The 24530-nt window shown below is 54.0% G+C and carries 18 protein-coding genes and 1 other RNA gene; 9 read left to right on the forward strand and 10 right to left on the reverse strand.

Features of this window, described 5'->3' with window-relative positions:
- Positions 1 to 15 precede the first annotated feature (15 nt).
- Together A6X21_RS15720 and A6X21_RS15725 are read left to right on the forward strand one after the other, a co-directional pair.
- The gene (locus tag A6X21_RS15720) at positions 16 to 1065 is read left to right on the forward strand and encodes a bifunctional heptose 7-phosphate kinase/heptose 1-phosphate adenyltransferase (RefSeq protein WP_068849510.1); all 1050 of its coding nucleotides are present in this window, start codon (positions 16 to 18) and stop codon (positions 1063 to 1065) included.
- A gap of 117 nt (positions 1066 to 1182) precedes the next feature.
- A complete protein-coding gene (locus A6X21_RS15725) occupies positions 1183 to 2151 on the forward strand; it encodes a sugar phosphate isomerase/epimerase family protein (RefSeq protein ID WP_068849512.1) in 969 nt (322 codons plus the stop codon).
- 376 nt (positions 2152 to 2527) lie between these two features.
- Here A6X21_RS15725 and rsgA read toward each other — a convergent pair whose 3' ends face one another.
- Positions 2528 to 3655, reverse strand: coding sequence for a ribosome small subunit-dependent GTPase A (gene rsgA / locus A6X21_RS15730; protein ID WP_013108828.1), 1128 nt, complete (start codon positions 3653 to 3655; stop codon positions 2528 to 2530).
- 66 nt (positions 3656 to 3721) lie between these two features.
- Positions 3722 to 5287: a flagellar hook-basal body protein gene (locus A6X21_RS15735; RefSeq protein ID WP_068849514.1), complete on the reverse strand. Its 1566-nt coding sequence runs from the start codon at positions 5285 to 5287 to the stop codon at positions 3722 to 3724.
- 384 nt (positions 5288 to 5671) lie between these two features.
- Between A6X21_RS15735 and A6X21_RS15745 the strand changes: the two genes are divergently transcribed.
- Entirely contained in the window at positions 5672 to 6748 is a 1077-nt protein-coding gene (locus A6X21_RS15745) for a DUF1559 domain-containing protein (protein WP_068849518.1), read from the forward strand.
- 48 nt (positions 6749 to 6796) lie between these two features.
- On the opposite strand, the gene A6X21_RS15750 is transcribed toward A6X21_RS15745, so the two are convergent.
- The 3 genes from A6X21_RS15750 to A6X21_RS15760 form a co-directional block, all read right to left on the reverse strand.
- Positions 6797 to 8092, reverse strand: coding sequence for an RNA polymerase sigma factor (locus A6X21_RS15750; protein WP_068849520.1), 1296 nt, complete (start codon positions 8090 to 8092; stop codon positions 6797 to 6799).
- A 58-nt stretch (positions 8093 to 8150) separates the two neighbouring features.
- Positions 8151 to 8507 carry a YciI family protein gene (locus A6X21_RS15755; protein WP_068849594.1) on the reverse strand — a complete coding sequence of 119 codons (357 nt, stop codon included), beginning with the start codon at positions 8505 to 8507 and terminating at the stop codon, positions 8151 to 8153.
- Between the two features lie 141 nt (positions 8508 to 8648).
- Positions 8649 to 9647, reverse strand: a complete 999-nt coding sequence (locus tag A6X21_RS15760; protein WP_068849596.1) for an aldo/keto reductase — start codon at positions 9645 to 9647, stop codon at positions 8649 to 8651.
- 297 nt (positions 9648 to 9944) lie between these two features.
- Between A6X21_RS15760 and mnmM the strand changes: the two genes are divergently transcribed.
- Entirely contained in the window at positions 9945 to 10535 is a 591-nt protein-coding gene (gene mnmM / locus A6X21_RS15765) for a tRNA 5-(aminomethyl)-2-thiouridylate-methyltransferase MnmM (RefSeq protein ID WP_068849521.1), read from the forward strand.
- A 28-nt stretch (positions 10536 to 10563) separates the two neighbouring features.
- Here mnmM and A6X21_RS15770 read toward each other — a convergent pair whose 3' ends face one another.
- The 3 genes from A6X21_RS15770 to ssrS all read right to left on the reverse strand — a co-directional run bounded on the left by A6X21_RS15770 (position 10564) and on the right by ssrS (position 13904).
- Complete coding sequence (locus A6X21_RS15770; protein ID WP_068849523.1) at positions 10564 to 11853, reverse strand: purple acid phosphatase family protein; 1290 nt, start codon at positions 11851 to 11853, stop codon at positions 10564 to 10566.
- A 275-nt stretch (positions 11854 to 12128) separates the two neighbouring features.
- Complete coding sequence (locus A6X21_RS15780) at positions 12129 to 13445, reverse strand: replication-associated recombination protein A (protein WP_068849527.1); 1317 nt, start codon at positions 13443 to 13445, stop codon at positions 12129 to 12131.
- A 260-nt stretch (positions 13446 to 13705) separates the two neighbouring features.
- Positions 13706 to 13904, reverse strand: a non-coding RNA gene (ssrS, locus tag A6X21_RS15785) — 6S RNA.
- Between the two features lie 361 nt (positions 13905 to 14265).
- Between ssrS and A6X21_RS15790 the strand changes: the two genes are divergently transcribed.
- From A6X21_RS15790 to A6X21_RS15800, 3 genes are all read left to right on the forward strand, one after another.
- Positions 14266 to 17118 carry a protein-disulfide reductase DsbD family protein gene (locus A6X21_RS15790; RefSeq protein WP_068849529.1) on the forward strand — a complete coding sequence of 951 codons (2853 nt, stop codon included), beginning with the start codon at positions 14266 to 14268 and terminating at the stop codon, positions 17116 to 17118.
- 119 nt (positions 17119 to 17237) lie between these two features.
- A complete protein-coding gene (locus tag A6X21_RS15795; RefSeq protein WP_131818375.1) occupies positions 17238 to 17879 on the forward strand; it encodes a hypothetical protein in 642 nt (213 codons plus the stop codon).
- 87 nt (positions 17880 to 17966) lie between these two features.
- Positions 17967 to 18569, forward strand: coding sequence for a PH domain-containing protein (locus A6X21_RS15800; protein WP_131818376.1), 603 nt, complete (start codon positions 17967 to 17969; stop codon positions 18567 to 18569).
- On the opposite strand, the gene A6X21_RS15805 is transcribed toward A6X21_RS15800, so the two are convergent.
- A complete protein-coding gene (locus A6X21_RS15805; protein WP_165603822.1) occupies positions 18516 to 20468 on the reverse strand; it encodes a hypothetical protein in 1953 nt (650 codons plus the stop codon). The two genes, A6X21_RS15800 and A6X21_RS15805, sit on opposite strands and share 54 nt — an antisense overlap.
- Positions 20469 to 20775: 307 nt before the next feature.
- Between A6X21_RS15805 and A6X21_RS25050 the strand changes: the two genes are divergently transcribed.
- Positions 20776 to 21240: a hypothetical protein gene (locus A6X21_RS25050; RefSeq protein ID WP_068849537.1), complete on the forward strand. Its 465-nt coding sequence runs from the start codon at positions 20776 to 20778 to the stop codon at positions 21238 to 21240.
- A gap of 222 nt (positions 21241 to 21462) precedes the next feature.
- On the opposite strand, the gene A6X21_RS15815 is transcribed toward A6X21_RS25050, so the two are convergent.
- Entirely contained in the window at positions 21463 to 22359 is an 897-nt protein-coding gene (locus tag A6X21_RS15815) for a hypothetical protein (RefSeq protein ID WP_068849539.1), read from the reverse strand.
- A gap of 483 nt (positions 22360 to 22842) precedes the next feature.
- On the opposite strand from A6X21_RS15815, the gene A6X21_RS15820 reads away from it, so the two are divergent.
- The gene (locus A6X21_RS15820) at positions 22843 to 24327 is read left to right on the forward strand and encodes a glycosyltransferase family protein (RefSeq protein WP_068849541.1); all 1485 of its coding nucleotides are present in this window, start codon (positions 22843 to 22845) and stop codon (positions 24325 to 24327) included.
- The last annotated feature ends 203 nt before the right edge of the window (positions 24328 to 24530 follow it).

The following is a 24530-nucleotide window of genomic DNA, read 5'->3' on the forward strand; positions in this document are numbered from 1 at the left end:
ATTCGGAATTGAAATATGAACATCGAGGATCTCCAAAAGCTCTTTTGCGAGTTCCCCTTGCGGCGTATTGCAGTTCTGGGAGATTTCTTTCTCGATAAGTACCTTGAGATTGATTCCGGCCTGCTGGAAACAAGTCAGGAAACAGGTCGCAAAGCCCATCAGGTGGTGGGAGTCCGTCGTAGCCCCAGTGCTGCGGGGACAGTGATTAACAACCTAGCCGCTTTAGGTGCCGGGGAACTTTATGCCCTGGGAGCCATTGGTGATGATGGCGAAGGGTACGATCTCCATCAAGGGTTGAGGAAGCTGGGTTGTTCGACAGATGGCCTGCTGCGTTGCCCTGAAATCCGCACTCCCACCAGCATCAAGCCAACCGAAATTCATATCCCGGGCCTGCAGGGAGAAATGCACCGTTACGATGTGCGAAATCGTCATCCGACACCGCAATCGGTCATCGCCCAACTTACGGCGGCACTCACACACATTTTGCCGCGAGTCGATGCGTTGATCATTATGGATCAGGTGGAGATTCAGAACACAGGCGTCATCACATCGTCGATGCGAGATGTCCTCGCTGAGTTGGCACTACGGTTTCCCAAAGTGACGTTCTGGGCCGATAGCCGACGGAATGTGCGCCACTTCCGCAATATCATCATCAAGCCCAATCAGTTCGAAGCGGTCGGACGATTCAAGCCACTTCCTGGCGACGAGCTTGATGAGAAGGATCTGATTCCGGTCGTCCCTCGCTTGCGGGCCGAAACCGGTGCGACTGTTTTTGTGACTTTGGGCGAAAAAGGGATCATCGTGAGTGATCCCAAACAGCAGCTGATCCCGGGTTTGAAGGTGACAGGTCCAGTTGATCCCACAGGTGCAGGCGATGGGGCCACAGCGGGTGCGGTGCTGACTCTGGCTTCTGGTGGTTCTGTCATTGATGCCGCCATTGTGGCCAATCTGGTGGCGGGGGTGACTGTCCAGCAATTGGGAGCCACAGGAACTGCGACTCCTGCACAGGTTCTCGCAGCATTTCGTCAATGGCAGGAGCAACACGGCTCACTTTCGTTTGAATGATTTGGATTCGCTAACCGCTGTCTGTCATACTCTCGACATGCGGATGCATTCTCGGAAATTCGTACGATTGGAATCTGCAGGTCCGCTCACACTGAAATATCATCAGGGAATACTCACATGCCAGAAAACCTCCCCATTTCTTCCCGCCGGCAGTTTTTTGGCGATTTCACACAGAGTTTGACGGTCGCTGCTGCAGCGACAACGGGCTTGTCCGTTGCAACAGGTTCAATCCTGGCCAGCGAACCTGCGGTCCCCACTAGTGGCTTGCTCAAAAAGAAGACCCGCTTGTCGCTGGCGGCATACTCCTGGAATGCCCGTCTCGCGAAAGCCTGGGATGAAAAGACTCCTCCCAAGGGAGCGACGATCCCGACGTTCATCGACTACTGCGCTTCGCTCGGCCTCGATGGCTGCGAATTGACAAGCTACTACTTCCCGAAGGATGTCTCGCCAGAGTATCTCTACGCCTGCAAAAACCAGGCATTCCGCAAAGGCCTTGATATCACAGGCACAGCGATTGGGAACGATTTCTGTCTTCCTGAAGGCCCGGCTCTCGACGCCCAGATGGCGATGACGAAACAGTGGATCGACAACTCCGTTCTGCTGGGGGCACCGGTGATTCGTATCTTCGCCGGAAAAGTTGCTAAAGGAGATACCGAGGAAATTGCCTTCGAACGCTGCGTGAAGGGGATCACCAAAGCGGTCGAATATGCTGCCAGCAAAGGGGTTTGCCTGGCACTGGAGAATCATGGCGGGATCACTGCCACGCCCGAACAACTCCTCAAGATCTACCACGCTGTCCCTGCTTCTCCTTTCTTTGGAATCAATTTTGACAGCGGGAACTTTCGGACGGCGGATCCTTATGCCGATCTCGAAAAAATTGCCCCCTTCGCCATCAATTCACAGCTCAAGGTCGAAATGTTCAAGACCGACGGCAAGAAGGAACTGGCCGATATCCCACGCATTCTTTCCATACTGAAGAATGCCGGCTATCAGGGCTATCTCATCCTCGAATACGAAGCCGCCGAAAGCCCCGACGAGGCCATCCCCCGCTACGTGGAGACACTCCGAAAACTGCTGGATGCCTAGATGATGCTTTCTCTTTTTCAATTGCGTATTGAACATCACTTGAGTCTGGTTGACTCAAATCGATTGGCATTCATCCAGGTCGTTACTAATAAAGATTCCGGATTAAGAAAAGATTTGAGTGCCATGCTTGCGGCTCGGAGCAAGCATGCTTGACTGACCCTCGACACGCTCTTGATTTCTGGGATGGGTCATTGCCTATCCAGGGAGTGACTGAGAGCAGACGGTGATATCCAATAACAGTCACCCTGCAATCACACAAATGGATGTTATAAACGCTAAGATCACGCCCTTTCGCAGAGCCTTCAGGGGCGTGCCACTCAACCAAGTGCTATACCTGTTATGCAAGGCCACACCTCATGAGTAAGCCCCGGTGATTTCAGGCGTCGTCGCCCAGCATCATTCGCAGATAGCTCTCGTACCGCACTCGTGGGATCAGATCCATCTGCACAGCCCGGATCACGGCACAATCTTCTTCCCGATAATGGCGGCAACTGGGGAAGCGGCACAGCGCCACAAAGGGGCGAAACTCGACAAAATAGCCTTCGATTTCTTCCGGTCGAACATCCCAGAGTTCCATCTGCCGGATGCCGGGCGTATCGACAACCCAGCCACCTTCAATCAGTGGCAAGAGTTGTGTGTACCGCGTTGTGTGTTTGCCTTTCTGCGTGACTTCACTCACCTGGCCAGTCTGGAGAGAAAGCCCCGGCTGAACAGCATTGAGCAAGCTCGATTTCCCGACACCGCTCTGCCCGGCAAACACCGTCTGTTCATTTTTGAGGAGTTGCCGCAGTCGATCGACACCATAGCCAGTGGTCACACTGGTCATCACGACATCGCAGCCAATCTGGGAATACCAACCCAAAAGTGAGACCAACTCGACGGGATCAACCAGGTCGATTTTATTGACGCAGACAATCGGGTGTACGCCTCCCTTACCGGCACTGACAAGAAAACGATCGATGAGCGCTGGCTTCAGATTCGGCTGCGCTGCCGAGCCCACAATGAGCATCTGGCTCACGTTTGCCACCAGAATGTGTTCGCGATTCTGGTGCCCGCGGGAGAGGACACCTTCGCGGGGTTCGACTCGCTCGATCACACCCGTTGTCTCATCAGAGGCTGTGATCCAGACCTTATCGCCCGCCACGACGGCATTCCGGGTTTCGCGGGCGACTGTTCGGACGATGCGCCGGACACTGCACATGAATCGGCGGCCATCTTCAACCTGGACAGTGCATTGAGTAGATCCCACAGAAGAGAGGACTCGACCATAAAGTGCCTTCTCGGGATCAATCTCGAGCACGATCCGGTTTCCATCCAGCGTGGCGCCGCTGATGGTCCGTTTGCGACTCATTTCATTGCGGCCGCGAACACGCTCGCTCGATTTCAATTCAAAAACGCGGTCAGCATCGACTTCCACATCTCTGGTGAAATCATTTTTGCGTTGCCGCGTGCTGCGATTCTTTAGCAGGTTGGCCCGCAGTTGAGGTTTCGGCTTTTTGGCCATAAGTGGCAGATCCCGCAAAAAACCGATCTCTGTAAATTCACCCCACTGAGGAACCCAGGGGAAGATTTACTCATTTCTTGCCCAGTTCAATCTCGACAGCGATTCTTCCCAGGCGGTTCGCAGTAAACTGATCTGATCATCCAGATCTCGATGAAACTGCAATTCCAATTCGGAGTTCACGTTGGATTGTTCCAACCGGCCAGCAATCAGCTTACCAGATCGAGCCGTCTCTGCGGTATGCAAGGTCAAGTTTCCCGATTTGCCAGTTGTTGCAAACAAGCCGGGAAGTTTTTCCAGAAGCTGAGTCGCATCCGGAACGGTGGCCATCGTGATGACGCCCAGCGATGAAAGCTCACTCCCCGCTGTGGCGGCTTGAACGTTGCCAGTCTCTTCAATCAGCAGTTGTGTGCAGCCTTCAGGAGCGACGATGGGCGGGTCCAGCGGATAAGATTTTGTGCCAATCTCGACCGCGAGCTGCCTGTTTTCATTCCAGACGAGATGGCCCACCCGTGTCAGCAGTTGTTGTTGATCATGTCGCACAACAAACCAGCCGTAGCCCTGAATCGCGACGTCCAGGGGTCTTTCGGTAATGATCCATTCGCCGGGTGTTGGGTCGATGGTCGAATTCAAAGACGGCACCTGTTCGGCCGGTGGAGTGCCATGGCTTTGGAGTTGAACCACCCGGCGGCGATAACCAATTGTCTTCGCCTGAGCCATGTTCTGGCGGTGAATTTGCTGTGCTGCACGAAGGACTCGAATTTCCGGAGCCACCGCTTCGATCACATCGGCGGTACGCAACACCTCACCGCCGGAAGGTGCTGGAATCTGGGTGCTACCAAATTCCCCTGAATAAGTTTCATCGGGCTGCGATGGGATGACTTGGGGGTCTTTGCCTGACTGCTGATCCGAGTCTCCTGGAATCCCGGGACTCTGAGAGCCGATTTCCATGGAAGATTTTGGCAATCCCACGGGGAACTGCTGCCTTAGCCGAATGAGATCTCTCAGCGACTCCAAGGGGACATCCTGGAACTGCTCCACCCAGATGTTGAGTTCGTCTTCACTGGCGTTGGGCAACTCTTTTTTAATGACGTCGAAACGTTGTTGGCGAGCCGCCATTTCACGTGGTGATCGAGGAGCGCTGCGATCCAATGGAGCTTTAGGCACTTGGGAAGGTGAATTCGGCTCTTGCACCGTGGTCTCCAGAGGGAGATCCGGCAAGGTCGCGGGTTCTTTCAGCGGTAATTCATTGGGAGGGCCACTGTCTGCCTGAGATAGAGGCAACGGGGATGCGTGAGGCTGGAACGGCGCAGGTTCGGAAATGCGTGGTTCGGTTCCGCCAGAGGAATGGTTCGTCAGCGACCCTGTACTGGCCAGCAGTCTGCTGCCAGAAAGTGCCGCCTCCTTCTCCGAGAGCTTTGCCGCTTGAAGGCTTTCAGCAAACGCTGCGGCACGCGTGTCCTCGGCTGGTCGATGCCTTGGGGGAAAGCTCTCGGCATGAGGCCATAGATTCAGCAACGCAATATGCACCCCAATTGTGGATGCACAAACCACAAGAACCTTCGTCAATATCGACGATTGGGAAGACTGGGTAACCGGAGCGGAAACTTGCGGACTCGGTGATTCGTTGCTCATGCAGGGATTCTCCGAGCGGATCTATCAGTTCAGGTCGTTGGCAGAGTCTAAGGATTTTGTTCAGCACGGGAATCAAATGCAGGACTGAGTCGATATGAAAACACGGAATTCTGTGGTGACAATTCGCCGTAAGTCATTTCCCGAAAAAATCTTTCGCCAATCAAGCTCACGCATTTTAGCAATTCATTCAACATTGATGAAGGTCGAAGTTCCTGCAATCTGCGGCCTCCCATCAGGGAAAACTCTCAAAACGCCAGCAAACACACCGACACATTTTGATGTTTTAGCCTGTTGAATTGTCGTGGTTTCCGATACAATAGCCTAGTGGTTTTACGGCTATTCTTGCCGACTTCTCTTTTAATCCCATCGACAAAGGCTGATTTCATGTCAAGACGTTCTGGATTTACGCTCATTGAACTCCTGGTGGTGATTGCCATTATTGCCATTTTGATTGCCCTGCTGCTCCCCGCTGTCCAGCAGGCCCGAGAAGCAGCTCGCCGTACACAGTGCCGTAACAATTTGAAGCAACTGGGCCTGGCCCTGCACAACTACCACGATGTCTTTGGCTCTTTCGTTTACCGCAAAGGTGGCACCCGCGGAAATGGTGACTCTTCGCGAAACGATGGAAACTATAACCGTCGTACGGGCATGATTTCTTTGATGCCATATCTCGATCAGGCGCCATTCTACAACAGCATTGAAGCGGGCAATCCGGCTGCCACACCTGTTCCGGTTGCACCCGGCGGATCAGGACCTTGGGCAGGCTGGAGTGGTTACAACATGAATATTGCAGCGCTCAAGTGCCCATCCGACCCATTCGAAGTTCGTCCCCGTGGCACAGTGAGCTATGCCTTCAACATGGGTGACTTTATCACCAACAACCGAGACGAAACCCGTACTAACGGATTGTTTGCCTGCAATGCGACCTACGGTGTTCGCGATGTGACAGATGGTACGAGCAACACTCTGGCATTTGCTGAGCGTTGTGTTGGAAACATCGATTGGCAGTCGCAGAACAACGTCGATGTTCGACGCGGTACCCTGGCTGGGGTAGCGACCATTACCACGAATCCCGGCTCGTGCGTGACTTCGGTGGCTGCAGTCAGTGCGAATCGTCGATTCACAACCTCAACCAACGTCAAAGGAAAGTTCAGCTCATTCTGGGCTGATGCTCAGGCTGAGAATGTCGGCTTCACCCCCATTCTCTCTCCGAACTCCCCTTCTTGTACAAATGATACCAACACCACTTCTGATGCTGTCAGCAGTGTTCTCTCTGCCAGCAGCTATCACACAGGTGGGGTTCATGCTTTGATGGCTGACGGTGCTGTCCGATTCATCTCCGACAACATCGATGCGGGTGGCCTCGGGGCAAACGCCAATACTCTGGGCGGTCCCAGCCCACACGGTGTTTGGGGTGCTTTAGGAACTCGTGCCGGTGGCGAAGTCACTGGTGATTTCTAATTAGCGACTTCTGATAGTCGACTTTTAATGTGACGACTCAAGCCAGTCTCAAAATTCGAGACTGGCGGCCTTCCTGGCCAGAAAAGCTTTCACTGCAGAATCTTCCGTCAGGCCCATGGCGATCATCAGATCACTGTGGGCCTGACTGTTTTGACCTTGCCGATGAGCGAGTTCCGCTGAAACCACCCACCACGGCTGATAAGTTCGGCAAGCCTCACGCGGAATCAGAGCAAATCGTTCCTTCGCCTGTTCGATCTGGTTCGCCTGCAGTAAGGCACCGACTTGAGCCACTCGTGCCCCCAGTGACGGTGCGAAGCTCAGCAATCCCTCGTAGAGTACGGCAATCGCCGGCCAGTCCACGAAGCTGTGTTCCTTAGTCAAGTGCCGGCGCGCACAATGGGCCGATTGAATTGCCGCTTCCCATTGAAATCGACCGGGGGCTTGTTGTTGAAAAGCGGCAATTAGAATGGCTTCGGCTTCGTCGAGCATTCCCCCATCCCAGAGTTCCGGCGATTGTTCGAGCAGCGGAACATACTGCCCGTCAATCCCACGCCGTGCGTTACGCCGCGCCTCACAGAAGAGCAGGAGTGCATAAAGCCCCGCTGCTTCGGCAGATTGAGGTAATGTCTTTTGAACTACATGCGCCAGCCAAATCGCCTCTCTGGCAAGAGCTCGGGTACCAGACTGGCCGGACATTGTTTCATCGAAAGCTGTTCCGTAGGCTGCATAAATGGCACTGAGAACATCATCCAGTCGATCCTGCCATTCATGCTCAGGCGGCAATTCAAAGGGAATTTTCGCCACCTTCAGTTTGTTTTTCACCCGGACAAGACGCTGGCTCATTGTTTGCGGATTGATCAGGAACGCCGAGGCAATGCGCCCCGCATCAATTCCCAGAACGGCCTGCAAAATGAGTGGCGTTCTCATTGAAGGTTCGATCGCGGGATGAGCGCAGGCAAACATCATGGCCAGCCGGTCATCCTGCAGAGGATCTTCGGACGAGTGCATTGCCGATTTCTCCTGCAGGAGAGCCAAGACCGGGCTGATGACTTCGCGGAGCACGCGGTCTCGCAGTTGCGAATGCCTGGTCTCATCGAGCCATTTCCGCTGCGCGACTCGAATCAACCAGGCTTCAGGATCGACGGGTAACCCGCTTTGTGACCAGGTTTCCAGTGCAGTCAGCAGAGCACTCGCCAGGGCATCTTCTGCAGCGGCCAGGTCATTCGTCTTTCGACAGATAATGGCCACTAAACGTCCATAGCTTTCGCGGGCCACGCGTTCGACCGCCAGATGCGATTCCCCGGAAGTCACGCGATGAACAGCAACATCTTGCGAAACACTCATCGCGTCTCCCGGCATCGAACTTTTACGATTCGACCTCAATTGCGAACACAAAAACTCGCTATCCATTCATCGGCAGGATTGGTCGCACTTCTGCTGAACCCGTGAGAGCCGCAGGACAACGTGCTGCCCATTCGAGTGCCGCTTCGAGATGGGGCACATCGATCACGAACATTCCGCCGAGCTGCTCCTTGGTATCTGCGAAAGGACCATCCTGCACATCACGCTTACCGTCACGAATTCGTACCGTTGTCGCAGTGCTGATGGTCTGTAAAGCATTACCGCCCGCCATCACACCCGCTTGTACCAGCGCGTCCGAATACGCTTTGTAGGCTCCCCAATAAGCACCGGCCCGCTCTGGATGATTGCGAGCTTCTGTTTCATGGGCTGTTTCATAAACCAGGACGGCATAAAGCATTTTCAGTTCCCTGATCTTCTGGCGAGGCGTTCGAACGCCGTCGCACTCATTCAAATCATTGGCGAGATCCACGACCTCACTCAGCAAGATGACGATTGGCCGATGGCCATTTCGACAGGAATCTGATTTTTTTCAAAATGTTTATGACAAATCTCGGCGGGCAATCGCTGACTCGATCTCCAATAACGCTTCATGACTGAGTTTTCCCACCATGGCAAACGCATTCTCCTGAATCTGTTCGGGCCGGTGGGCTCCGCACAGGGCTGAGGTAATCCCTTGCCGCTGGATTGTCCACTGGAGCACGAGCCGGGCGACTGAAAGATCACACCGCGTAGCAATCGCCTTCAATTCATCCAGCAAATCCTGGTTCCTTTGCCACTCTTGCCCCTGAAAAACGGCATACTTATGGCGACTGTCTGCCGGAGGGAAAACATGCTCTCGCGGATAATGCCCAGCCAGCAAACCTTTCATCAGCGGCCAGTAGACAATGCACGAAACCTCGTTTTCCCGGCACCACGGCAACTGAGACTGTTCGATTTCCCGTTGCACCATGTTGTAACGCGGCTGATATGCCGACAGCGGGCACACCCGATGAAACGCCGACAACTGCTCTAAAGTCGCATTCGAAAGACCGGCACTGCGAATCTTGCCCTGCTCGAACAGCCGTAAAAATGCCTCGGCAGAAATCTCGACGGGAACCTGTGGATCCGGGCTGTGGAGATAATACAAGTCGATCACATCGGTACCGAGTCGCTGGAGACTCTCTTCACATTGCCGGATGATCGTTTCGGGCCGCCCATCTTTGACTTGAACTCGATCTGCACTCCAGTGAATGCCCCCTTTCGATGCAATCACAATTTTGTCGCGCACATGGCCTAAGGCTTCTGCAATCAATCGCTCCGATTCTCCCTCGTAACCATAGCAATAAGCCGTATCAAAGAAGTTGATTCCGGCATCAAAAGCTGCCTGGAGTGTGGCGAGACTTCGAGGCCAGGTCACACCTTGCGTCGTAATGCCCGCAATCGGCCAGCACCCCATCGCAATCGCCGTGACCCGAATATCGGTGGTGCCCAGCGTTCTTAATTCTGGCAACACAGGGCCTGGCTGTGAGGATACGCTCGAATCTGTGGGTGCTGACATGTACTGCTCAACCTCTGAAATGCGAACTGTGACAGGCTTCACAAGAAATAACAGCGCTGTTAGTTGCGAAAACATGCTTGCCCAGAACTGCAAGCATGGCACACTGAGCGCTATTATTTCATGGAAAGCCTATGAGTGGCCATCCAACAAAAATGACAAAGACCTGACTTCACTGTCAGGAAGCGACGAGGCATTCAGTCTATCATTCCAGCAGCCTAAGAACTCCTGAGTCATCGCGTCGATGGCTCGGCCGGCTTTCTCTTGTCATCAAGTCAGCAATCCCTCCGAAAGATTGTCATGCGACCCGTGCCGCTAACCACCCTTGCCCATGAACTGCTCCGGCAGCATCTTCAGCCCGGAGATTTCGCAATCGACGCGACGGTGGGGAATGGCCATGACATGGAATTTCTTGCCAGAACTGTCGGCCCTTCGGGGTTCGTGTGGGCATTCGATATTCAAGAACAGGCGATCGCTGCCAGCGAATACCGGCGGTCTCAAGCGGGGCTGACCTGGGTGCAATTGCATCAGGTTTCGCACAGCCAGATGAACGCCGTCATCCCCGAAAAGTATCATGGAAAGTTGGCCGCTGTCATGTTGAATCTGGGCTATCTTCCCGGAGGTGATAAGTCCATCACCACCACGGCGACGGAGACGATCGCGGCACTCGAACAGGCCTTGATGCTGCTTTCTGCGACCGGCCTGCTGACTGTTATGCTCTATCCCGGTCATCCGGCAGGGGCAGCCGAAACTGAGGCTGTGAGGGAATGGGCTCAACGTTTACCTGCATTCTTCGAGGTGAAGACCCAGCAATATGCGGAACGCGGCCCCCTCTCCGCCATTCTCATGACCATTCACAAACGGCCAGAGTCAACTCTCGAGACTCCATGAACGCGTCGCGATGACCAATCGTTGAAGATCATCCTCTTCGGGCAGCACGTTTATTTCTGGTCATGCAGACATCGGCAATCCGGCCATTCTCTTCAAGTGCGATATGAAACCGTTCGTCTCCTTCGAGATGATGGGCCGTCATGTGGTATGACGAACTGACTTTGGCCAGGTAGGGCCGCAACTCGGGTTCTTTGAGGGGCCGCAACATCCCCCAGGAACCATCACCTAAGTAAGGCACGCCGTATTTATCTTTTCGGCCATCAGTTAACGGATGTGACCGTTTGAAAAGATGGTCATGATGTTCCAGTACGACATCGACGTTGTAACGTTCAAACAGAGGGCACCAGAGTTTTCGCTGGGCGGCTCCCGTTCCCGGCTTATCGCTGTCGATATTGGCAGCTCGATACGATGGATAAGCGGGGACATGATTGGCCACGAAGAGATGTTTTTTGTCTTGTCGTGCGGCCAGCGTTTTTTCGAGCCATGACGTCTGTTCCCCCTCGATGGGCGAAATATGATCGGTATCGAGCAATACAAGGCTGAAGTCATCGCCGATATCGTACACACCGTAGGTCGTATCGGGATAAAAACAGTCGAAGACCGAGAGGTAGGAACCCGCCTTTTCGCGGGGCTGTTTATAGGCACCATCGACCTCATGGTTTCCTGGACAGGCCAGCAGCGGAATGAGCCGGCCCTGTGGGTCAACCATGTGGGCTCGGTAGTTTTTCAGAAACTTGATAAATGTTTTCGGAGATTTGCCGTTGTCGTAAGCGAGATCGCCGGCAATGAGAGCAAAGTAAGGTTCCTGCCGGGCTGCAAGTTGATTGGTTCCGATCGCATGGCTGCCTGTACCGGCATCACCACCCGAGACAAAATGAAAGGCATCAGTCAGCTTTCTGGGCGTGGTTCGAAAACGGAACGTGGGAGCATCGGCTCCCATACGAAAGCGATACTCTGTCCCCGGTTGAAGTGACGAAATGCTGGCACGATAGACTTTGTCTTTCGTCAACGGGAACGGTTTGGAAGTCACTTGGACAACCCTCCAGTCGTCCCTGTCCCATGGGGAGTAAGCGATTTCAAGTTCGTTTCCATGATCTTCGTCGATCCACTGGATACAGATGGTCGTCGTGGGATCGCCTGGCCACGTCAGGAACATCGTTTCCGGCCCCTCGACTTGCGGTGAGACAGGCATCCCGTCTGCACCGAGAACTTTGCCGTGGGCATAGCGGTCGCCGAATGGAAGTAAATTTGAGGCGGCACTGAAGGCTGCCGCACTGAGTGTCAGGCCAAGAAACTGACGACGATCAACGACGTTCATCGAGAGGACCTCTGGCAGAGAATCTGGTGGGAAGTATCAAGGCCGTTACTGATGGTGGGAACCTGTGGGTTTCTAAAGCCGCAATTGAAACAGGCCACGATTCGAGCAAAAAGTGAAGACCTGCTTCAGGAATCTTGTCGAGTTCATAGATTCCGTGCCAGTCGAAAGACTTCAGACGCATGAAGATTCAGCAAGTCGAATTGATGATATACGACTGCTCTTTGCACAAGGCCCGCCACCACCTGGACATCTTGATCGAGCCCAACCCGAATGATTTACGACGGAGAACGACCTGATTCATTCCGCTCGATGAGTCGCTGAAGTACGACCGCCTCGTAGCCGCGTCCGGTGGGTGTGTAATAGCTTCGAGGCTCTGTCAGGTAATCCTGCCTGACCCAGCCGTCTGGGGCATCGTGAGGATACTGGTAACCTTCGCCATGGCCCAGACGTTTGGCACCGGGATAGTGGCCATCCCGTAAATGATTCGGAACTGGCAGAATGTATTGTTTCTGAATGTCACTCAGCGCGTGGTTGATCGCATTGTAAGAGGCGTTGGATTTTGGAGCCGTGGCGACATAGACCGCCGCTTGTGCTAAAGGAATTCGGCCTTCCGGCATGCCGATCATTTCGAGGGCCTGAGCGGCCGCCATCGCGACAACCAGTGCCTGAGGATCGGCCATGCCGACATCTTCACTGGCGGCAATCACAATCCGGCGGGCAATAAACCGAGGCTCTTCTCCTGCTTCCAACATGCGGGCCAGCCAGTAGATGGTGGCATCGGCATCACTGCCACGCATACTTTTGATAAAGGCACTGATGACGTCGTAGTGATCATCGCCACTTTTGTCGTAGCGAATGGCCTTCTTTTGCAGCGACTCCTGTGCGATTTCGAGGGTGAGTTCCAGAACGCGGGAATCTAACGATTCGACAGCAATCTCAAGAGCTAAAAGCGCCCTGCGCGCGTCGCCATCGCTACTCGCCGCGAGGAAATCAAGGACGTCTTCGGGAACCCTCAGGTTTTTCTGGCCGTAACCTCGTGTCTCATCGGATAAGGCCTGACGGAGAACGGCTTTGATTTCTTCCGTAGAGAGCGGCTTCAATTCAAAGATCTGGCTCCGGCTGAGAAGCGGTGCAATCAGCGCGAAGAAGGGATTGGCCGTCGTGGCTGCCACTAAGGAGATAACTCCCTGTTCGACATCGGGCAACAGCACATTCTGTTGCTGCTTGTTGAAATGATGCAGTTCATCGACAAAGAGCAGTGTTTTTGTGCCGCTCGATTTGAGTCGCTCGCGGGATTCATCAAGGGCTTCGCGCAGTTCCTTGACTCCGGTGGCAGCGGCATTGAGTGCGATGAATCGGCGTTTTGAGCTTTTGGCAATGAGCTCTGCAAGAGTTGTCTTTCCGACGCCGGGTGGGCCATAGAAGACGACAGATTGAATGCGATCGGCAATCAACATACGTCTGAGGAGCGTCCCTTCGCCCAGAACGTGTGACTGTCCGATGAACTCGTTGAGGTTCCTTGGACGCATCCGGGCAGCGAGTGGCTTGGCATCCTCAAGATGCGACGCCTCAATACTGGCAAAGAGAGACATGGATCACCTGGCATGGGAAAGACTTGTTCCCCCGCCATTATGGCATGGTGAGTGGAAGAGTCTATGGTGAGGCTTCACGTCGGAGCCGAAGTGAGTACCAAGTGTTGGAGAGAAACTGAATTGGTGAATTCGCATCCACCCTACAAAGAATTGGCCGAGGCCGACCCGCAAACTGAACCAGGGACTGCCGGTTGAGAGCCATTGGATGATTAACGCTCCAACCAATGCTGCCTCAGAGGCAGTCCCTCAAACGAAAAAGTGCAACCTCCGCGCGAGCCGTGTGAGCACTGATGGTTATCTGAACCCTTAATGTTCAGGTGGATGCCGAACGCCCGGGTTGTGTGAGCCGAGAGGCTGCATTCGCAGCATCGGATATACACGCGGCCAGACGGATCCGACATCCGAAACAATGATTGTAGGGTCAACGCATTCGGCTCATCACGCACACCGCAGGGGATGCACAAACCTTTGCAGGCTGCGAAAATGGTAGCGCGCTGAAGGAGTGCTGACAAGTTCTATCGACATGCGAAACACGATCTTCTTCAAAAGTTCGATTCTGGTTGAGTTCAAAAGAACCGGCTGCACATGCGGATGGGATCAATTGGCACAACTCATGCATTGTTTGTCAGAGAACTTGTCAGAAACCCAAGGGTTGAACCAATTTTTTGTAAGGTTTACGCTAAACTTAAGGAAATATTGAAAAGTCTGTTCCCGGATTTTCAAACAGAGATCTAACCGGGTGCAGACTGTCATTTTTCAACCTGCCCCAACTGACACATAATCGCTGCTGACTTCCCCCATTGCAGAGCGGACTCTGAATATGCCTTTTGCCGCAACATTCCAGCCTGCCCAGATTGATCACTGCAATTCAATGCACCCTGATAATTCCAAACACTCTGATAATGATCGCCTGGATGCCCATCGATCAGGTGTCGTCAAGGGCCGCCATGACATCCGCCATGGGCTCTGGCAGAGCCTTTGGCAATTGTCTGCCGTGGTGCTCGCGGTGCTGGTTTTCCCAATCGCAGCAGAGGCTCAGTTTGATGATCTGTTTGGCGATTCGGCAGGTGACTCGCTCTTGGGTGGGGCTGCCGCCAAGCCGGTCGTATCAGCTCAATTGACACTGCTTCCAGAGCAAGCGAGCGGACTCCAGGCTCAACAGTTCCAGGCACAACTCAGTGTGACCGTCGTGCTGCCGGAAGGTCATTATATTTATGATGTGCAGGGCAAGTTTGAGGGTCGCACCCAGATTCGTACCAAGCTTCCCGAAGGGGTCACTGCGGCAGGTGCATTTGTCTCTGCGAAACCACCACAAAAGGTCTTTGAACCGCTCTTTGGTGTCGATCTTTTCAAACTTCACGATTCAGCGACATGGACCCAGGTGCTGAATATTGCCCCGACTGTCGATCTCAAAAACCTGGTTATCAGCGGTGGGCTCGAAGGACAATACTGCAGCGCCGGAGAAGGTGGGCAATGCCTACCGATTATTCCAGCCATCAAATTCTCGGCTAAGCTCGAAGGAAACATCCCGGAGCGCATGCCAGCCAAGGCGACCACCACAGCTTCAATCGAGCAGCCCGCCGCAGGGAGCATGCTTCCCTTTCAAGTGACCGAGCGACTCAAGCGTGGCGTCAAGCCTCAGCCGATCGAGTTCACTGCTCAGTTGACTCCCGAAAATGCCAAGCCGGGCGAAAAGGTTGAACTTGTCCTCACCGCGAAGATCGATCCGAAATACCATACCTTCTCCATGACGCAACCCGACGGATTTGGCGGCTCGGCCACAGTTGTTGATTTCGAACAATTGAATGGCCTTTCAGAAGCAGGCCCATTTGTGGCAGATCATCCACACGAAGTCGAACCGGGAGCCGGTGGGCCACTGGAGGTCTACTACGACAAGGTGACCTGGACAAAGCCCTTTCTGGTAGCCGAAGGGCAAGCCCCCGGCATCTACGGCTTGAAGGGCGTCATCCGCTCGCAAGCCTGTACCAAAGGCTCCTGCGTCCCCATGCCCAAATTCTCTTTTGCCCTAGGGGCGCAAGAGAAGGCAGAAGCCATCGCACCACCGGTGACTGCGATGACGTCGCGAGATGGAAGCGTGGTCGGCGAAACTGGAAAGGCGCCAATCCCGCCAGATGAACCTGCCACTTCAACAGAACAACCAAACGCTCCCACCACTGAAATTGATAACTCGGATGCTGACAGCGTTGTTTTTTGGACGGATCAAGATGATGAGAACAGCAATGGACTGATTGATTCTGGAATCGTCAGTTTTCTGGTGGCATCATTTCTTGGGGGGTGGCTCGCACTACTCACTCCCTGCGCTTTCCCGATGGTGCCGATCACCGTCGGCTTCTTCCTCAAGCAGGGTCATGGCAAGTCCCTCGGTCTGGCGATCGTCTACTGCCTATCGATCATCGCGGCGTTCACTTTGCTGGGAGTGGGATTGGCTCTGGTTTTTGGTGGCCCGGTTCTTACGCAGCTGGCCAACAACCCTTGGATGAATGTCATCATCGGAACGATTTTCGTGGCCTTTGGTCTAAGTATGCTGGGGCTCTTCGAGCTTCAGCCCCCTTCCTGGCTACTCACCTACACCGCCAATCAGGAGTCAGCCGGTGGGTACCTGGGTGTGATCTTCATGGCCCTGACATTCACCCTCACGTCGTTCACCTGCACCTTTCCTGTCGCTGGCTCACTTCTTGCCACCGCTTCCCAAGGCGATGTTCTTTGGCCGATTTTGGGCATGCTCGCCTTCTCGACCGCCTTTGCCCTGCCGTTCTTTTTTCTCGCTCTCTTCCCCAGCATGCTGCGTCGGCTTCCAAAGAGCGGTGGATGGCTCTTTACCCTGAAAGTCGTGCTGGGTTTTGTCGAAATCGGCGCTGCCATCAAGTTCTTCAGCGTGGCCGATCAGTCGATGAATCCTCAACCTCTGCTGTTCGACTTTGCCTTGGTGATGGTCGCATGGAGCGTACTGGCGATTACGGCTGGCCTCTATTTGTTGGGTGTTTTCCATCTGTCGCACGATCAGCCGCAGGATCGCATTTCTTCGTTGCAAGCACTCTCGGGAACAGCTTTCCTGGGCCTGTCCCTCTTCCTGATGGTGGGTGTCCTGACCCCGGAAAAGTCTGGCGGGGCGTTGATGCCGCAGATTCTGGCTTTCGCTCCTCCCCAGCTGAAGCACGGGTTTAAGGAAACGGATGAATTGGGGCCGGTGCTTGTGCACGACGGCATCCCTTTCGCGCTCGATGTGAATCGCGCCCTCACGGTCGCCAAGTCCCGGCAGCAGCCACTTTTCCTGGACTTCACCGGGGTCAACTGCGTGAACTGCCGCCTCATGGAGCAGAAGATGAAGCAGCCGGACAACCGCTCTCGCCTCGAGCGATTCCTGGGAATTCAGCTTTTTGCCGATCGTGTGCCGAATATCACGGACAGCGAATATGCCGAAAAGCTCAAGGAGCGAAACATCTTTCTGCAGGAAAAATGGTTCGGCGAACTAACGCTTCCATTGTACGCGGTAATGTCGCCTGACGGAAAGACGGTCTTGGCTACGTACAAGGGACTCGAACTCAAAGAGGGTGAGTTTGCTGCGTTTCTTGATAAGGGGTGGAATCGCTTCGAGAAATGGAAAGCGAAGCAGGTGGCAAGTCAAGAACCTGCTTCGGTCGAACGACGATAAAATTTTCTCTAAGGATCTGCCTTTGACACACAACGTTGCCGGGCTGATTCCTTAACGTATGGCCTGAGTCAAACGTCTGTGTTGGCCCCCTGGCACAACGGCGACAGATTGTCTCACTGGTGACGAGTCAGCAATTTATGGCCCGGCAGGAAGCAGATCACGACGATCTTTTCTCTGAAGCGATTGCTCTGACATCACGCGCAATCTGGAAACGCATTCGACCAGATCACCCGGCCAATGGCCAGCACAGCGATGATCTGGAAGATCCGGCACCCGCTCGACTTCAGAGCGTTGACGAAATTCTCATCGGAACGCGGGCTAACGACTGGCTCTCGATTTATTGGGATCAATCGTGGATGGTGCAGTTTAATGAAATGAATCAGCTTCGCCGCGCGTATGTTGAACCCTGTCTGTATCGCTCTCAAGGCGGGACCTTGTCTCGCCTGACACGTCATAGAAATCCGCATGAGACATCACTGCTGCGTCATGACCTTAACGAGCCAGAACTTCACAGTTTTCTGGCAAGCATCTCGCGGCGGTTGACGGAGACTTTTGCACTGCTGGATCGCCCCGACTCTGCCGAGTTCAAGACGTTTCAACTGGCTTCTTTTGTGCATCCCCAAGCTTCAATCCAGCCCGCAGATTCAAGACCACCTGAGACGATTCCTTCAACTTTTATAGCCAGGACTCTGGTGGCCCGCCTGGGCCGGATCTGCGTTCAGAAACTGGTCATTGCCGAGCCTCCTCGCGGACGTCACTGACTCTCTCTGTGAAACGAATGCCATCGAAACAAGGATCCCGTTTCCTCCCGGCAGGCTTGCCCGATGGGCAGGATTTCGGGAGACTCGATGTCGTATCAGTTTCGTGACGAGATCTATGCACTTTACCTTTTGTCACTCAAGTGTCTGATGAACTCCCCAATTTCCAATTTTTCTACAGATGACGAACAGCGACTGGAGGCGGTCTACCCTTCCATCGCCTGCACAACCACTGGGAAATTCCTGGGAAAGTTGTACGAGAGCCTGCCTCACATGACACCCAGAGTCCGGCTGTCGTATCTGGTGTGGATACCGCCGACCTGGCCCATTGCCATTGTCGCGTATCTATGGCTCAAAGTGCAGGGAGTTCGCTATGTGGTCGCAACCTCGGGCGTGGTCATTGAAACCATACTCACACGGCACATCGTGACGCAGATCCCCTGGAGTGAAGTCACTGAAATCGAGGTCGATCCTGCGAGCTTTCAGTCGTTTTATCGATCCAGCGATATCGTCATCCGGTCACGAGCGGCTGCAGAGCCACTTCGATTGCACGCCGTCCCTTTTGCTGAACGTTTCAGTCAACTCATGCAGGAAGCGTATCGAGCCGCCCAGGCCACAGCACGTGCACAAGAGCAGATCTCAAACCGAGCGAGAGCTCGGCAACTGGCGTCCGCCGTACCACCACAAGAGTGAGAAAACGCTCAAAGCAACCGCTGCCATCATCCAGCGGTGTCTCACGGGGTGGCTTCTCATCCAATGAATGGCAGTCTCCACCAGTCGAGTCTGGCTCGATTCTGTTTGAGTAGTTGACTCCGCCACAAAACCTGGCTTTTCCCTGTTTGACTGCTCGTGGGTATGCACCACAACCTGCGATGCCCAGGTCCGATTTGCTGTCGATGAAGTGAATCCTGGCTCGATCAAAGGCTGTGTGTTGACAGCTGTGGGGTTCGTCAAATTTGCCGTGCTGGCCGCAACAGCGACAACGCTCAGTGGAGATCGAGCTGCACGATCTCCCTCTGGACGCAAGGCGGCATACTGATCACCCGCAGTAGAACTTCCCGAGACCTCATGGCTTGAAGGAATTGCCGTCGGCGTGACCTGACGCGAATTCGATGCGAGGGTAATCGTGCCTTCGGCAGCGCGATCAAGTTGCCTGGATTCACTGCTGATTAAGCAGGGAGCATCCAGAATTCTCTGTCGTAAATCTCGAGTGGCGGCTGCCGCCATTTCGACCTGCATACGCAATAAAGGATCCAGTCGAGCCGGCTGGTGAATGTCCATTGGTGTGATCTCACGCCAGCCGGGCAATTGTGCTTCGCCGACCACTTCTCGCAAGCTCACCACTTCGGCTTGAACCTGAGGCGTTACTGGACCAGAGCGAGTGATGTTTTTTGAGCTGGAACCAGCAGACGCTTCCTGATCAACCATGGATGTTCCAAAATCGACGGAAACACGAGCTTCCGGCTCTTCGACAGGCTCTGCAGCCAGGGCCCATGCGGGTAGTTCGTGGGCTGTCGATAAATCTTTTTGAGCTGGCTTCGTGCGGGCTTTCTCCAATACGGTCGCAACCTGCGGAGACTGTTCGTCCCGGGCGTCCGCAGAGTGAGATGGGGTGGACAATCGCGCTTCGATTGGGGAACTCTTTAGATTCACCGCAGAGTTCTGATTCTGAGACGTCACATTTTCTGCCAGTGGTACTGTTTTCACTTCCGCGGCCATGGAAGTCTCGGCAATTCGCTCGCCTTGGCCTTGGACAGGTTGAACATCCTGTGCCCAATCAGGGAGATCGGTGACTGGCTGTTCTGCCTTCGCCGGGAAATTCTCTGGCTGAGACCGAGTGACCATTGTCTTCGAACTTGCCGAAGAACTGGCGATGGACTCCATCACAGGAGCGGTCGATTGCAACAACAGATTTCCTGTTCTCAATCCCTGATCGGCATCAATCTGATGAGTTGGCTCAGCCGGCGCTTTGACTGCAGTGTTTTCACTTCCTTTTGCTGATACGACTTGAGTTTCGCGAGGCAACTCAGTGGTCCTGCCGGGAACTGCATCGGCAGCAGGTTCAGTCGTAGTTTTCCCTGTATTTGACTTTGCTGCTTCCTGAGAAGTTTTGGAAGTGGCTGCGACCTGAGGCGACTTCGAAGCTTCCTGCACTGCCAGCGACTTGTTTTTTTCTTCCAGTTGGCGAGTAATTTCCACGACGAAACGGGAGGCAGTTCCCTCCAGTTCATTGGGTTTCCCTGCGACTTGTTGTGAGGCTTTGGCGAGTTTTTCAGCTCTTTGAGCCAGTCTTAAGGCCGTCGAGAGATCGCCTTTCTGATGAGCCGCATGGGCATCCAGCAGGAGATTGCGAATGCCTGCATTCAAGCTCCCCGTGTCAGGAGGTGGAGCCTGGGGATGATCTTTGGGCGTCGAGACTTCTTCCTTTTTCCGCGACCAGGGCCAGATCCCGGCGTCTGCCGATGATGTTCCATCGAATCCGACCATCAACCCCGCGAGCAGCATCACGAAGCCGACGTGCCCATGCATGGATCGCGTTTTTTCAGAATGGGGGAACGATATTGAACTTCGCTTGATGTTCATTTCAGACATGACTGCGCCTCCTCAGCCGGAATACTCACTTCGTGAAATCGAGCCGGACTGGCAAACAGGTTGAGGTAAAAGAGCTTTCGGTAGAGCTGGAATGTTGGGAGTATTTGTTACCAGCCATGAATTCCACCTAGACTCCCCAGAGTGAAGAATCCTCAGGTGTGATCTTATGTACACAAACAGGGAACATTGTCTGTCACGATGGATTCAAACGGAGGAAATCATTACGATCTGTGATTCTTGGCTGCGCGATGACTCTTCGAGTGATTCGTGTGGCTTCATCGTTTTGAAAACTCGGGAGTGATACTCAATGGCCGGGCGTCGTTTGGATCAGCGTCGGATGGCGGAAGCCGCCGAAGCACGAGGGGTAGACGAAACCGCAGCACCTAAGAAGCGAGCGACCAAAAAGGCAGCCGCTACTCCTCGGGTGCGGAAGGTCAAGGAAAAAGTCCAGGCCCGCAAGCGATTATTGTGGGTGGTCTTTAATGGCAGCATGAAGGAAGAGGCCCGCTTCCCTTACGATCAGTACGCTGAGGCTGAAGAACGTCTGGAAGCACTTCGCCAGAAGTCCAAAAAGCTCTATTTCATCCAGCCAGTGAAGGAACTGATTGGGGATGGTGCTCCGGTGGCTTCAGGCGCACTGGCGATTTCCGATGATCCGGAACAGGCCGCTGCTCTGGAAGAACTGGAACTCGAAGACGAAGAAGAACTCGAACTTGAAGATGACGAAGAAGACGACGAAGAGGAGGAGGAGGAAGAGGACGACGATGAATAGTCGTTCGCCCTCAAGCACTCTCTGAATCGTCTAACGATACAAATACGGTGGGCTTTAAGAGACCCGTCGCCTGCCAGAGATGACAGCTCCCGGATTGGAAAACAATAGTCCGGGAGCTGTTTCGTTTTCGAATGACTTGCCCCCGAAGCTTCGCTGGCCCTCTGATGTCTTGAGCATCGAAAACTTCTTAATCGAGAGGAGTTCTCAGGAAAAGGCTGTTCGTCACGGAACCTGCGTTGAGGTCGCATTGGCTGCGATCAGGACCGACATTTCCAGCCATTGAAGCAACCGGCCATAGCGCTGTTCTGGCAAATCGTCCACGGCAAACTCTTCCCAGCGGTGCAGGAGAGTCGCCTGATTCCAGGAACCGGCCGGCGTGTGAGAACTCTTTCTTGGAAATGCTGAATTGGCCACGGAAAGTAACCGTTCAAGCTCCTGCAGGAGCGGGTGCTTCGAAATGCGGCGGAACCAGTAACTGGCATTGCCCGGGTCGGGTTCCCGGCGGTGATGAATCGCATGCCAGTAGTCGCCATGAGGAGGTTTCCCCAAGCCTTCGATACTCTGGCTTTCCTGGTGACTTTCTTCACTCAACCCCAAAACTTCCAGCCACCCGGCACACAGCGCCACTCGCTGAACTTGAGGGGACTCGGGCGGCACTGCAATCCTCAGGAAATCTCGAATTGATTGCCTCAAGGCAGATCGATCTTGAGCCCGGAGAGGATGTTCTTTCTGCTGCATTTCATGGGTTAACGCAGGCCAGTATTCCGCCGGACAGATTGCCGACAACGCCCAGTCATCACATTCGACTCCCTGGACTTCCACCATGGGCTGCGTCATCTCTGGCTGGCCTGGAGTTTGATGGCTATTCGCCTTGATCAAAGCTGCCATCCACGATTGCAACAGAACTGTTCCTTGTGACCAGTTCGCAGAACTTCCCGTGGGGATCTCTGCCGTAGAAATCGCTGAACAATCCAAGGCTGTCGCGGGATGGACCGCCAGCCAGGCAGCCGGTGGCAAGAGATAGCCGTGGCTGGACTTTTCCCAATTCCCAAGTCGAGCAAGGACTTCAATCCACCTCTGGGGAAATTTCAACACCATGCGGTGGGTTGGTGGCAGCATGCGGTAAATCCTCGGGCCGACTTCGCTCAATCAAGACAGATGGCGAGTCTACACTGCGCCCAATTCAGGATGTACTCAGCTCGCCTGTCAATTCGATGCCTATCAACCCCAAGATTTGTCAATTCTACACATTCTAAGCGATTTGGCATGAAAATAGCGTCGCAAATTCATCAGTCTGGTGTTGCGGTTCTTTCCGAGAACCGTATTCTACTAGGGGTTCGGTGTGAATGAGGTTGGCTGGGGAGCTTGACCCTCATTCATTTCGAGTGGGTTCGGAATACAGCCAATGATGGCTGTCGCCTTTGCTGATTTCAGTAATCCTGTCGCGATGACGCGAAGAAAACGAATCTGTCAGTGTCGCTGATCGAGTGGTGCTGCAGAGCGATTTCCAGCGTTGATCGATACAGGAAAGGACTGTGCTGAATTCTCCGTGGGCAACCCTTATCTCACACGCGGGCACAATTGCCCTCGAGGAGAGCTGGGATGGAAGCGATTCTCCGTGGCTACGATGTCAATGAGCCGACATGGTTTTACCTGTCGCTGCTGTTGATCATTGCTGTCTTCTTCAAATTCGACCGCATCTGGTCGTTGAGAAATTTTGATCTCGCACTGCTGCTTTTGTTGGCACCTGGCCTGCTTCTGGCCAGATATTCGGAAGCGACGGTCGCCTTTGGTTACGCCTGGCTCTTTCTGGTGACGGGAATTCTGTTAGTGAGGCTTCTAGCGGATGGGTTCTTCACACGCCGTCCGCGTCTTGAACAGAATCTGAACGTCTCCGGCATGGCATTCCTGTGTGTGTCGGCACTTGCCTTTCAAGCCACCAAGGTGATGACGTTAGAGCCTCACGCAGCGGTGATTGAAACTGCCCATCGCGCTGATGGCCTGTTAAAGCGGCAGGATGGCACGGGCACGGCAGGTTCCACGAGCCTCGCTTCATTAAATAACGATTTATCTCCTGGCCATTCTTCCCATCAGATTTCGACATCCAATATCAAGCCAGGCACTCGCACAACGCCAGAGAACTTGTCGGAGTCCGACAGTCAGGCCCAGGCAGCAAAAACAGAGCTTGCTGAACAGGATCGTGAGGATAAACCTGTCGAATCAGGACCTGCCAGCATGCTCCTTGCCACTCCGATTGTGCAGATGACCGGTGGCGTCACAATCTGGACCACTCGAGTCCTGGCCATTCTGGCACATCTGGCGACATGTCTGGGACTCATCGCTGTCGGTCGCTGGCACTTCTCCGATACCCGCCTCGGCCTGGCCATGGCCACGCTCTATCTGCTTCTGCCTGTGACTGCTTTCGACGTCAATAAAGTCACTCATCTGCTCCCGGCAGCTCTCATTGTCTGGGCCTTTGCCAGCTACAAAACTCCTAGTGTCGCAGGAGTTCTCCTGGGGCTGGCCTGTGGTTCACTCTTCTTTGCGATCTTTCTGCTGCCGGTCTGGATTGCCTTTTACTGGAAGCGCGGAGCCGGGAGATTCTCGATTGCCCTGGGTGCAGTAGCCTGCGTGATGTTACTTTGCCTGATGATGACTGCGGCCGATTCGCATTCTCTCACCCGGCAGATTGTCGGTTCAATTGACTGGTCTGTCCTGAAATTTGATTCAGGAACTGGCAAAGGATTCTGGAGTCAGTATGACCAGGCCTATCGTATCCCTGTCTTCGCAGCATTCATGATCATGCTGACAGTGATCACATTCTGGCCCTTGCGGAAAAATCTCGAACATCTGATGGCCCACTCGGCTGCGATTATTGTCGCCACGCAATTCTGGTATCCCCATGAGGGAGGGGTCTACATCCTGTGGTATCTCCCCGTGATGCTGATCGTCATGTTCCGCCCGCGACTGGCTCACTTGCCACCCCGTTCCCACGAGGAAGTTTCACTTCTGGCGAGTGACAGCACGCCACGCTCGCGATCGGAATCGGCTGCGTCTGTTTCCTGGCGCTCTCAACTCTATCGGTAGCAAGATTCGAGTTGATCCCGGCAGATATTGTGAACCTCACAATGCTTCACCTGTGTGCTTTCCCAAGAGCATGCACGGTGCTATTCCAGGCCAGTTGCTGCAGGTCAATGATTTTTCTGAATGCCCGGTTTGCCACAGAACTTCTTCGATTTCTGCGAACCAGCGATTTCTGACTGGCACTGCCGGCCATTACTGAGGACGAT

Source organism: Planctopirus hydrillae (assembly GCF_001707835.1).
GTDB lineage: Bacteria > Planctomycetota > Planctomycetia > Planctomycetales > Planctomycetaceae > Planctopirus > Planctopirus hydrillae.

Coding starts and splice junctions, on each gene's coding strand:
- A6X21_RS15720 (WP_068849510.1), top strand. CDS start 16: ATGAACATCGAGGATCTCCAAAAGCTCTTTTGCGAGTTCCCCTTGCGG.
- A6X21_RS15725 (WP_068849512.1), top strand. CDS start 1,183: ATGCCAGAAAACCTCCCCATTTCTTCCCGCCGGCAGTTTTTTGGCGAT.
- rsgA (WP_013108828.1), bottom strand. CDS start 3,655: ATGGCCAAAAAGCCGAAACCTCAACTGCGGGCCAACCTGCTAAAGAAT.
- A6X21_RS15735 (WP_068849514.1), bottom strand. CDS start 5,287: ATGAGCAACGAATCACCGAGTCCGCAAGTTTCCGCTCCGGTTACCCAG.
- A6X21_RS15745 (WP_068849518.1), top strand. CDS start 5,672: ATGTCAAGACGTTCTGGATTTACGCTCATTGAACTCCTGGTGGTGATT.
- A6X21_RS15750 (WP_068849520.1), bottom strand. CDS start 8,092: ATGAGTGTTTCGCAAGATGTTGCTGTTCATCGCGTGACTTCCGGGGAA.
- A6X21_RS15755 (WP_068849594.1), bottom strand. CDS start 8,507: ATGCTTTATGCCGTCCTGGTTTATGAAACAGCCCATGAAACAGAAGCT.
- A6X21_RS15760 (WP_068849596.1), bottom strand. CDS start 9,647: ATGTCAGCACCCACAGATTCGAGCGTATCCTCACAGCCAGGCCCTGTG.
- mnmM (WP_068849521.1), top strand. CDS start 9,945: ATGCGACCCGTGCCGCTAACCACCCTTGCCCATGAACTGCTCCGGCAG.
- A6X21_RS15770 (WP_068849523.1), bottom strand. CDS start 11,853: ATGAACGTCGTTGATCGTCGTCAGTTTCTTGGCCTGACACTCAGTGCG.
- A6X21_RS15780 (WP_068849527.1), bottom strand. CDS start 13,445: ATGTCTCTCTTTGCCAGTATTGAGGCGTCGCATCTTGAGGATGCCAAG.
- A6X21_RS15790 (WP_068849529.1), top strand. CDS start 14,266: ATGCCTTTTGCCGCAACATTCCAGCCTGCCCAGATTGATCACTGCAAT.
- A6X21_RS15800 (WP_131818376.1), top strand. CDS start 17,967: ATGTCGTATCAGTTTCGTGACGAGATCTATGCACTTTACCTTTTGTCA.
- A6X21_RS15805 (WP_165603822.1), bottom strand. CDS start 20,468: ATGTCTGAAATGAACATCAAGCGAAGTTCAATATCGTTCCCCCATTCT.
- A6X21_RS25050 (WP_068849537.1), top strand. CDS start 20,776: ATGGCCGGGCGTCGTTTGGATCAGCGTCGGATGGCGGAAGCCGCCGAA.
- A6X21_RS15815 (WP_068849539.1), bottom strand. CDS start 22,359: ATGCTGCCACCAACCCACCGCATGGTGTTGAAATTTCCCCAGAGGTGG.
- A6X21_RS15820 (WP_068849541.1), top strand. CDS start 22,843: ATGGAAGCGATTCTCCGTGGCTACGATGTCAATGAGCCGACATGGTTT.